The sequence below is a fragment of the Campylobacter sp. B0100352/1 genome, assembly GCF_020135855.1.
Lineage (GTDB): Bacteria > Campylobacterota > Campylobacteria > Campylobacterales > Campylobacteraceae > Campylobacter_D > Campylobacter_D taeniopygiae.
The window spans coordinates 1-3,415 of sequence record NZ_JACHTP010000046.1; the positions used below are offsets into that span (position 1 = coordinate 1).

Below are 3,415 nucleotides of genomic sequence, written 5' to 3' on the forward strand. Positions count from 1 at the left end.
CAAATAATAACTAAACAAATAAATTTAAAATAAGCACCATTATAAGTCCAAAAACAGCTATGATTGTCTCAAGCAAGCTCCAAGTTAGCAAGGTTTGTTTTATACTCAAATTAAAAAATTCCTTAAACATCCAAAAACCTGGGTCATTCGGTAATGATAAAATAACACTGCCAGCACCTATAGATAAAACCATTAACTCCAGATTAACTCCACTTACCGTGGTAAGCGGAAGAACTATACTTGCTGTTGTTATCGCTGCAACCGAAGCTGAACCTAAAGCTATCCTAAGTAATGATACTATCAGCCAAGCAGCTATTAGAGGAGAGAAACTAGATTTATTGATAAAATCTGATATATGGGAACTTAAACCGCTATCTATTAGAATTTGCTTCAAAACACCTCCTCCTGCAATGACAAGCAAAATCATAGCTATGCTTTTTACTCCTCCTTCTAAACTCTTACCAATTTGAGACATAGTCCTTCCTCTTTTTAAACCCAATATATAAATAGCTACTAAAATAGCTAACAAAAGAGCTATATTAGGGCTACCAAGAAATTCAATCACTTTATAAATAGAATTTTGATGAAATGATTCATTCGAAAAAAACTTTAAAAAAGTAGCCAAAAGCATTAAAATAACTGGTATTAATGCACTTATAACACTGGTAAAAAATGAAGGTAAATTGTCTAAATCTTGATTCTCAAAAGAAGTTACCTCTCTCCCTTTTATATTTCTTACAAAACTATAAAAAATAGGTCCTGCAACTATAAAAACAGGAGTTGCCACAATGCAACCATAAAACAAGGTTAATCCCAAATCAGCCTTTAAAGTATCCGCTATCATAACAGGTCCTGGATGAGGAGGTAAAAAGCCGTGTGTTACAGATAAAGCTGCAACCATAGGTATTCCGGCTTCCAAAGGATTTATTTTAAGTTCATTTGCTATAGTAAAAACAATAGGTATTAAAAGTATAAAACCTACCTCATAAAAAAGTGCGAAACCTACTAAAAAACTAGCTATACAAACACTCCATCTTATATTCTGTGCTCCAAAACTATTTATAACACTTATTGCTATTTTTCTAGCTGCACCGCTATCAGCCATTAATTTTCCAAGCATAGATCCTATGCTAAGTATTATAGCAAGTCCACCTAAAGTCTCCCCTAGACCTTTTGTAATAGTATCTGATATCTTTTGTATATCCATGCCTAGAGCTAAGCCTATAAAAATTGAAGTTAGAAGTAGAGATAAAAAACTATTAAGTTTAAATTTTACTATAACTAAAAATAAAAATATTATTCCGATTATAAGTATTAGCAAATCTATAAAAATTAAATTCATATTTTATTTTCCCCTATTTCGTAAATCTGTGCAAATTCATCTTGTAATTTTGAATATAAATTTTCATAAATTTTAAAAATTCTGTTATAAAGATCAAAATTTTCACTCTGTGCATGAAAAATTCTCTCACTTTCTAATTCTTCTAAATCATCTAAATTATCTATCAAACCTAATGATATAAAACCTAAAATAGCTGCTCCATAAGCAGCACCTTCGCTATTTTTAGGTAGTATTATATCTCTATTTAAAATATCTGCTAAAATTTGAATCCAAACACTAGATTTAGTAAAACTTCCACTCACTTTTATGCTAGTAGGCTCTTTAAAGCTTGAAAGAGGGTTATAAATACTTTTTAGCCCATAGCAAATTCCTTCCATAACAGCTCTTATCATATGAGATCTACTATGATTTAAACCTAAACCAAAAAACATACCCTTTAATTCACTATTCCAATGAGGTGCCCTTTCTCCAGTAAAAAAAGGTAAAGCTAAAAGTCCTTCGCTACCCACTGCTACCTTTGAAGCTTTTAAACTCATTAACTCATAGGCATCTATATCTATATTTTCAAGATTACTTGTGCTATAATGACAAATCTTATCCCTTAGCCACTTAAGCACTATTCCGCCATTATTTATAGCTCCTCCAACTACCCAAGTATCATCTAAGAGATTGTAACACCAAGTTCTAGCACTTGAATCCTTTTTAACTCCGTTGCTAATAAGCCTCAAAGCTCCACTAGTACCTATAGTAGCGCTCATTTGTCCCTCTTTAAAACAACTTATACCCAAATTTACTAAAACTCCATCACTTGATCCTATTACTACTGGCAAATCTGGTGCTAGATTTAACTCTTTTGCAATTTCTTCTTTTAAACCTAAGTTAAAAATAGTATCTTTTACTTCTGGTAAATTTTCTTTTTTTAAACCCAAGCTATAAAGTAAATCATCATCCCAATTTAAATCATTCGCATTATAAAACCCACTCGCGCAGGCACAAGATTTATCTATACACCAAAAACCAGTTAATTGTTCAAAGATATAATCTTTTAAGGAATAAACTCTATCAAAATCTAAATTTTCATAATTTTGTTTAAAGTAAAGCATCTTAAAATATGGATAACAAGAATGAGGAGGACAGCAAGTTTTATCATAAAAATATTTTATATTGTCACTCTTTGCTTTGTAATCTTTTACAAGCTTACTAGCTCTGCTATCAGCCCAAATTAACATATTGCTTAAAAATTTATCTTTTTTAGCTAAAGCAAAACTATGCATGGCTACACTTAAAGATATTCCGAGAGGTTTTTTTCTAAGATATAAGAGTTTATTCGCCACCTCTTTTATAACTTTTTTAGTTTTATTAAAAATCAATTCATGATTTTGTTCTGCATAATTTGGCCTAGGCATTTCAATAGAATAATATTCATCTGCATAATAAAAAAGAGTTCCATTTTTTTCATAAGCAGCGGCTCTAACGCCTGTCGTACCTATATCAACTCCTATAAAAATATATTCTTCTTTCATTCAATTTCCTTTTTTATTTTATAATAAGTAAAATTTTGTAAAACAATATTTATTTTCATAAGTTCAAATAAACATTTTGACTAAATTTTTAATTTATGTTACCTTCTGTATCAATAAATTTTATAAATTGCGTTTTTTAAATCAAAATCTAGATTTTTTCATAATTAACTTCTAAATACAAATTTAATATAATTAAATATTGAAAATTGACAAATTGTATAACATCTCATCTCTCCACATTATGCATTTTATTCTTACACTACATAAATTTGCAGCTAAACATGCTGAATAAAGTTCTACATTTAATCTAAAACTCACTATAATTTCTTATTTCATGGCTATATTTAATATTTTCTTATTTTTTTGATTTAGAATAAACGCTTATCAATTATATAATAGTAAAAAATTATTTTTATAAGATTTTATTAATTCTTGGATATTTGTATTTTTGATATTTAAATACGCAGATACTTATTATAGAATCTCTTAAATATAATTGAAAAAATGAATAATTGTTTGAAAGGAATCTATCAAATTAAATAGCCTTTTT

2 protein-coding genes are annotated in these 3,415 nt (G+C 28.8%); both read right to left on the minus strand.

What is annotated here, in order from left to right; genetic code table 11:
• Positions 1–10: 10 nt before the first annotated feature.
• Positions 11–1,342 (minus strand): gluconate:H+ symporter, encoded by a 1,332-nt coding sequence (locus H2279_RS08230; RefSeq protein ID WP_337196239.1) that lies wholly within the window; start codon positions 1,340–1,342, stop codon positions 11–13.
• Positions 1,339–2,865 (minus strand): gluconokinase, encoded by a 1,527-nt coding sequence (locus H2279_RS08235; RefSeq protein ID WP_337196240.1) that lies wholly within the window; start codon positions 2,863–2,865, stop codon positions 1,339–1,341. The genes H2279_RS08230 and H2279_RS08235 overlap by 4 nt, the downstream gene beginning before the upstream one ends.
• Positions 2,866–3,415: the final 550 nt, after the last annotated feature.

Excerpts from the sequence above, each read along its gene's own strand:
- H2279_RS08230 (WP_337196239.1), bottom strand. The coding sequence starts at position 1,342 with ATGAATTTAATTTTTATAGATTTGCTAATACTTATAATCGGAATAATA.
- H2279_RS08235 (WP_337196240.1), bottom strand. The coding sequence starts at position 2,865 with ATGAAAGAAGAATATATTTTTATAGGAGTTGATATAGGTACGACAGGC.